The sequence below is a fragment of the Micromonospora globispora genome, from assembly GCF_003857015.1.
GTDB lineage: Bacteria > Actinomycetota > Actinomycetes > Mycobacteriales > Micromonosporaceae > Micromonospora > Micromonospora globispora.
Genome location: NZ_QGGF01000087.1, coordinates 1 through 6,181, shown reverse-complemented (window position 1 = coordinate 6,181; position 6,181 = coordinate 1). Strand labels below are relative to the sequence as shown.

Sequence of the window (6,181 nt, the reverse complement as noted above, 5' to 3'; positions counted from 1 at the left end):
GGCCTGGACCCGGAGCGGGAGGCCGCGCTGCTGGCCGCCACGGCGCCCCCGGCCTGACCCGCCACCGGGCCCGACTGACGGCTGGGCGGCGACCGCCCGGCTCGGGTCAGTCCCGAGCCGGACGGTCGCCGCTACCGACCGTGTGCAGTGGTGTCCCGGATCAGGCCGGCACCACCGGCAGATCGAGCACGTCCTCGACCGCGCGGCGGGGAGTGGCGGTGCCCGGTTGGCCGTACCCGATCCGCATCACCATCTGCGGCGTGCCGAACCGTCCCAGCGACAGCCGGAGCGCCTCCCGCGCCCCCGGCACCTCGATGGGCTGCGAGATCATCGACACGCTCAGCCCGGCGTCGGTGGCGGTGAGCAGCACCCGTTGCAGGGCCTGGCCGGCGATGACCTGGTCCGTCGCGGTGTTCCCCGCCGACCCGAGCACCGCGACCAGCGGCTCCGGCTCGAAGTCCCGGCCGGGCGCCCGGTTGCGGCCGCCGAACCCACGCTGCGGCAGCAGGTCCTGCGGCTCGCTCTGCGGGCCGCCGGCGGCGGAGGGCACCCCGTCGGGCGAGGGCTCCGAGCGGATCCACGCGTCCCGTTCGGCCCGGTAGGCCGGCTCGCGTTCCAGCACCCGGTTGGCACTGCGGGCGATCTCGGCGAGCGCGTTGACCGCGCTGGTACCGATCACCAGCTCCAGCCAGCACTCCTCGGCCCGGGCGGCCTCGCCGAGCCGCCACCGGGCGTCGGCGGGAACCGGATCGGGCCAGAACGGCGCGCGATTGCTGAACCGGCGGCTGATCGCCCCGTACAGGTTCTGCTCGGTCAGGGTCGGGCGGCGCGGCACGTCCGGGACCAGCCGGGCCATCACGTCCGGCTCGGTCGGGTACGGCCGGAGCCGGACCGTCGCCGGCGTGCCCGCGACGGCCAGGGAGAGCCGCAGGTTGAACAGGGCCGCTCCGCAGGAGATTCGCGCGCCCCAGCCGCTGGGATCGGTGGCCGGCAGCCGGCGCCGCGAATCGACCAGGAGTTCGATCCCGCCGTCGCGGAGGCGGAACCGCCAGGGCTGGGTGTTGTGCAGGGAGGGTGCCCGGACGGCGTCCGACGCGGCGGCCCTGAGCTGCTCGACCGTGTAGCCGGTGTCCATGGTTGTGCTCCTTCCGTGGCAGCCGTGCCGCCCCCGAGTGGTCCACCCCCACACTGCGTCAACCAGGGGCTTTGCGAGCAGGGCCGGAGGGCCCCACCTCGCTGGGCCCCCTTGCCCGACGGCGACGCGTCGCGGAAGGGACCTTCGGCCCGTGTGAAGCCCGGCCCGAACGGGGTAGAAAAGACGGATGATCCGGGTGTTCCTGCTCGACGACCACGAGGTCGTCCGCCGTGGCCTTGCCGACCTGCTGCAGAGCAGCGGCGACATCGAGGTGGTCGGCGAGTCCGGCTCCGCTCAGGAGGCGGCCCGCCGCATTCCCGCGCTCCGCCCCGACGTGGCGATCCTCGACGCCCGGCTGCCCGACGGCAACGGCATCGACGTGTGCCGGGACATCCGCGCGGTGGACTCCTCGATCAAGGGGCTGATCCTCACCTCGTACGAGGACGACGAGGCGCTCTTCGCGGCGATCATGGCGGGCGCCGCCGGGTACGTGCTCAAGCAGATCCGCGGTACCGACCTGGTGGACGCGGTCCGCCGGGTGGCGGCCGGGCAGTCCCTGCTCGACCCGGCGATCACCACCCGGGTGCTGGAGCGGATCCGCAGCGGTGTCGAGCAGCCACGCGAGCTGAAGACCCTCACCGAGCAGGAGCGACGCATCCTGGAGTACGTCGCCGAGGGGCTGACCAACCGGGAGATCGCCGGGAAGATGTTCCTGGCCGAGAAGACGGTGAAGAACTACGTCTCCAGCGTGCTGGCCAAGCTCGGCCTGGAACGGCGTACCCAGGCCGCGGTGCTGGCCACCCGGCTGCTCGGCAAGAGCCACTGACCCGACCACGGACGGCCGCCCGGGTTCGGACCCGGGCGGCTTGCGTCAGTCGCGCAGCGGGACGCTCCAACGCACCTCGGTGCCGTGCGGGATCACCCGGCCGAGCTGGAAGTCACCGCCGAGCCGCTCGGCCCGTTCGCGCAGGTTGACCAGGCCGCTGCGGGCCGCCTCCGGGTCGCAGCCGATCCCGTCGTCGGTGACCGTCACCGTCACCCAGCCCCCGTCGACCTTCACCGTCACCCCGACCCGGTCGGCCTGGGCGTGGCGTACCGCGTTGGAGAGCGCCTCCCGGAGCACGGCCGTCAGCTCCGGGCGCAACGAATCCGGCACCGCGCTGTCGATCGGCCCGATCAGCTCCAGCTCCGGCCGGTAGCCCAGCGACTCGGCGGCCACCTCGATCGCGTCGCGGATCTCGGTACGCAGCGCGGCGCTCATCGGGGTGCGCAGCTCGAAGATGGTCCGGCGGATGTCTCGGATGGTGGCGTCCAGGTCGTCGACGGCGGCGTTGATCCGCTTCGCCACCTCGGGGCGGGCGTTCATCGCCCCGCTCTGCAGTTGCAGGCCGGTGGCGAAGAGCCGCTGGATCACCACGTCGTGCAGGTCCCGGGCGATCCGCTCGCGGTCCTCCAGGACCACCAGCAGCTCCCGTTCCTCCTGGCCGCGGGCCCGCTCCATGGCCAGCGCGGCCTGGCCGGCGAAGCTTCCCAGCAGCGCCACGTCTTCGTCGGTGGCCCGGGCGGCGTCCGGCGTGTGCGCGATCACCAGCACGCCGTGCAGGGTGTCCGCCGCGGCGAGCGGGGAGAGGACCGCCGGCCCGGCGACCACCGGACTCGGCCAGGGAGCGGCCTCGGCGAGATTGTCCAGCAGCTCGTGCCGGCGCTCGGTGACCGAGGCGGCGAAGCTGGTCTCGTTGGCCGGCAGCACCGCGCCGACCAGCTCCCGGGCCCGCTCGTCCGCCCCGTCCACCACCTCGACGGTGAACTGGCCGGCGTCCTCGTCGTAGAGCAGCACCAGCGCCAGCTCCGCCTCGGCCACCTCCCGGGCCCGCCGGGCGACCAGGGTCAGGGCGTCGGTCCGCCGGACCTCGCCGAGCAGCACCGAGGTGATCTCGGCGGTGGCGGCCAGCCAGCGTTCCCGCCGGTGGGCCAGCGCGTAGAGGCGGGCGTTCTCGATGGCCACGCCGGCCGCGGCGGCCAGCGCCACCACGATCTCCTCGTCGTCCTCGGTGAACTCGGCCGCGCCCTGCTTCTCGGCCAGGTAGAGGTTGCCGAAGACCTGCTCGCGGATGCGGACCGGCACGCCGAGGAAGCTGTGCATCGGCGGGTGGTGCTTCGGGAACCCGTACGACTTCGGGTGCTGGGTGATGTCCGGCATCCGTAGCGGCCGCGGGTCGTCGATGAGCAGACCGAGCACGCCCCGGCCGTGCGGCAGGTCGCCGATCTTGGCGTGCACCTCTTCGCTGATGCCGTGGATGATGAAGTCGTGCAGCATCCGGTCGGGGCCGATCACCCCGAGCGCGCCGTACTTGGCGCCGACCAGCTCACACGCCGACTCCACGATCCGCTGCAGCGTGCTTCGCAGGTCGAGGTCGGAACCGATGCCGACCACGGCGTCGAGCAGGGCGCGAAGCCGCTCCCGACTGGTCACCACCTCGCCGACCCGGTCCAGCATCTCCTGGAGCAGCTCGTCGAGACGGACCCGGGAGAGCGGGCTCAGGCCCAGCGAGGGGGTCGCGTGCTCATGCCGAGGGTTCGGTGCGCTGGCCACGCCGCGATGCTATCCCGCGGCGACGTGCGGGGACGAGCCCGCTACGCCTGCCGCCCGCGTACCGCCGAGGTGTCCACCGTCTGGGCGGCCTCCAGCCGCGGGGTGCGCGGCGGCCCCGCGTGCGTCGCGTCGGTGATGCCCAGCCGCACCGCCATGTACGGGTGACCCAGCCCGGACAGCATCCGACGCAGCGTCTGCCGGGTGCCCTCGACCTCCACCACCCCGCTCAGCGGCACCAGCGAGACGCCGAGCCGGGTGGCGGTCAGCCAGGCCGCGGAGAGTGCCTCACCGGCCCGCAGCCAGCTGTCCGGTTCGTCCTCGGTACCCCAGAGAATCGCGTAGACCGCCGCGCGGTCGTGCCCGGGGCCGACCGGCAGGGTGCCGGGGCGGCCGAAGTCCCGGGCCGGCACGGTGGTCTGCGGCGCCTCCCGCGGCAGCACCTCGGGCGGCAGCCCCATACCGGTACCGGCCCGGCTCGTCCAGTACGCCAGCTCCTCCCGCAGCTGCGGGTCCTCCGCCTCGACTGCCGCGGCGTGCTGGGCGGCACCGGCCAGCTCGATCTTCTGGTCGTCGCCGAGCACCTGCAGGTTGACGCCCTCACGGGTCGCCGCGCGGTCGATCTCGCCCAGCGCCGCGGTCGACACCGGCTCGTCGCTGACCGGCCGCCGGTCGGTGTGCCGGACCTGCATGCACTGCACCATGTGCATCGCGTCCGGGTCCGCCCCGGTGTGCTGGAACCCGGTGAGCCGGGCCAGCAGATCCGGCTGGGCGGGGTCGGGCAGCCGCTCCACCACCGGCGTCCAGCCCTCGGCGGCCAGCGCCAAGCGGGCGTGGTGCAGCGCGGTGCCGCAGCTGATCGCCAGCAGCCGGCCCTCCGGGTCCTGGGCGACGAGCTGCTTGGGGCGGACGGCGCGAAGCTCCAGCGCGTCCGGCAGCACCGTCCAGTGCCACGGCTGGCTGTTGTGCACCGAGGGGGCGTGGCCGGCCATTCCGGCGGCCTCCGCGAGCGCGGTGGTCAGCGGGCGATCCGTAGCCGGCGTCTCGTGGCTCATCGTCACGACCTTTCCGTTTCTTCCCATCGTGCCCCACTCGGCGGTGCCCCGGGCGGCGTTGCCGCTCCATCCTCTGGCATCCGCCGACCGGTCGCACGGTACGCACGCCCCGCGCCCCCGGGCCGTTCGACCCGCCGGATTACCCCCGATGCCCTGTCCGGCTTCGTCCGGCGCTGAGACGATCCCCGGGTGGGAGCCGAACCGCAGGAGTGCGTACCGGAGAAACCGGTCGCGCGGCACCGGGTGAACTGGCGCCAGTGGGCGCCGCTGACCCTGCTGACCCTCGCCGTGCTGGTCGGCGCGGCGCTCTGGTTCGCCGGCCTGCCCGGGGCGGCCGACCTGGTCTGGTCGGCGGTGACCCTGGTCGCGCTGCTGCCCGCCACCTGGGCGGTGCTGCGCCAGCTCTGGCACCGGCAGTTCGGGGTGGACGTCATCGCCGTGCTGGCGCTGGCCGGCTCACTCCTCGTCCGGGAGTTCCTGGCCGGCGCGGTGATCGCCGTGATGGTCGCCACCGGGCGCGCGCTGGAGTCGTACGCCCAGCGGCGGGCCACCCGGGACCTGCGCGCCCTGCTGGAGCGGGCCCCCCGGCAGGCCAGGCGGCGTACCCCGGACGGCCGGATCGAGGTGGTGCCGCTGGACCGGATCGCGGCGGGGGACCGGCTGGTGGTCGGCCCCGGTGACGTCGTACCGGTGGACGGGACCGTCCAGGATGCGGCCACGCTGGACGAGTCGGTGGTCACTGGCGAGTCGCAGCTGGTCACCCGCGGGGCGGGGGAGCAGGTGGCCAGCGGCGTGGTCAACGCCGGCGCCGGCTTCGGGCTGCGCGCGACGAAGAACGCGGCGGAGAGCACGTACGCCGGGATCGTCCGGCTCGCCGAGGAGGCGACGGCCCGCAAGGCCCCGATGGTCCGGCTGGCCGACCGGTACGCCGCGTGGTTCGTGCCGTTCACCCTGGTCCTGGCCGGGCTGGCCTGGCTGGTCAGCGGCCAGTTCATCCGGGCCGTGGCGGTGCTGGTGGTGGCCACCCCCTGCCCGCTGCTGCTGGCCACCCCGATCGCGATCGTCTCCGGGCTGTCCCGGGTGGCCCGGCGCGGCGTGCTGGTCCGCGACGGCGGCTCGCTGGAGCTGCTCGGCCGGGCCCGCACCCTGATGATGGACAAGACCGGCACGCTCACCGCCGGCCGGCCGCGGGCCGCCGAGACGGTCGTCGCCCCGGGCGGTGACCGGGACGAGGTGCTCCGGCTGGCCGCCTCGGTCGAACAGCTCTCCCCGCACGTGCTGGCCGCGGCGCTGGTCCGGCAGGCCCGCGAGCAGGGGCTGCCGCTGGCCGAGCCGACGGAGGTGACCGAGGAGCCGGGGCGCGGCGTCACCGGGCGCGTCGACGGCCGGCTGGTCCGGGTG

Annotated in this window: 5 protein-coding genes; 2 read left to right on the top strand and 3 right to left on the bottom strand. The window is 74.6% G+C overall.

Translation table 11 applies throughout. The features are described from left to right. Nucleotides 1-160: 160 nt before the first annotated feature. Nucleotides 161-1,135 (bottom strand): Acg family FMN-binding oxidoreductase, encoded by a 975-nt coding sequence (locus DKL51_RS03255; protein ID WP_109945774.1) that lies wholly within the window; start codon nucleotides 1,133-1,135, stop codon nucleotides 161-163. Between the two features lie 187 nt (nucleotides 1,136-1,322). Here DKL51_RS03255 and DKL51_RS03250 point away from each other — a divergent pair, with 187 nt between their 5' ends. Continuing rightward, nucleotides 1,323-1,961 carry a response regulator gene (locus DKL51_RS03250; protein WP_109945775.1) on the top strand — a complete coding sequence of 213 codons (639 nt, stop codon included), beginning with the start codon at nucleotides 1,323-1,325 and terminating at the stop codon, nucleotides 1,959-1,961. A 45-nt stretch (nucleotides 1,962-2,006) separates the two neighbouring features. Here DKL51_RS03250 and DKL51_RS03245 read toward each other — a convergent pair whose 3' ends face one another. Together DKL51_RS03245 and DKL51_RS03240 are read right to left on the bottom strand one after the other, a co-directional pair. Further along, nucleotides 2,007-3,677 (bottom strand): sensor histidine kinase, encoded by a 1,671-nt coding sequence (locus tag DKL51_RS03245; RefSeq protein WP_185734689.1) that lies wholly within the window; start codon nucleotides 3,675-3,677, stop codon nucleotides 2,007-2,009. 92 nt (nucleotides 3,678-3,769) lie between these two features. After that, nucleotides 3,770-4,780, bottom strand: a complete 1,011-nt coding sequence (locus tag DKL51_RS03240) for an Acg family FMN-binding oxidoreductase (protein WP_109945777.1) — start codon at nucleotides 4,778-4,780, stop codon at nucleotides 3,770-3,772. A 189-nt stretch (nucleotides 4,781-4,969) separates the two neighbouring features. Here DKL51_RS03240 and DKL51_RS03235 point away from each other — a divergent pair. Then, a partial coding sequence (locus DKL51_RS03235; RefSeq protein WP_124811703.1) for an HAD-IC family P-type ATPase occupies nucleotides 4,970-6,181 on the top strand: 1,212 nt, incomplete at its 3' end.

Coding starts and splice junctions, on each gene's coding strand:
- DKL51_RS03255 (WP_109945774.1), bottom strand. CDS start 1,135: ATGGACACCGGCTACACGGTCGAGCAGCTCAGGGCCGCCGCGTCGGAC.
- DKL51_RS03250 (WP_109945775.1), top strand. CDS start 1,323: ATGATCCGGGTGTTCCTGCTCGACGACCACGAGGTCGTCCGCCGTGGC.
- DKL51_RS03240 (WP_109945777.1), bottom strand. CDS start 4,780: ATGAGCCACGAGACGCCGGCTACGGATCGCCCGCTGACCACCGCGCTC.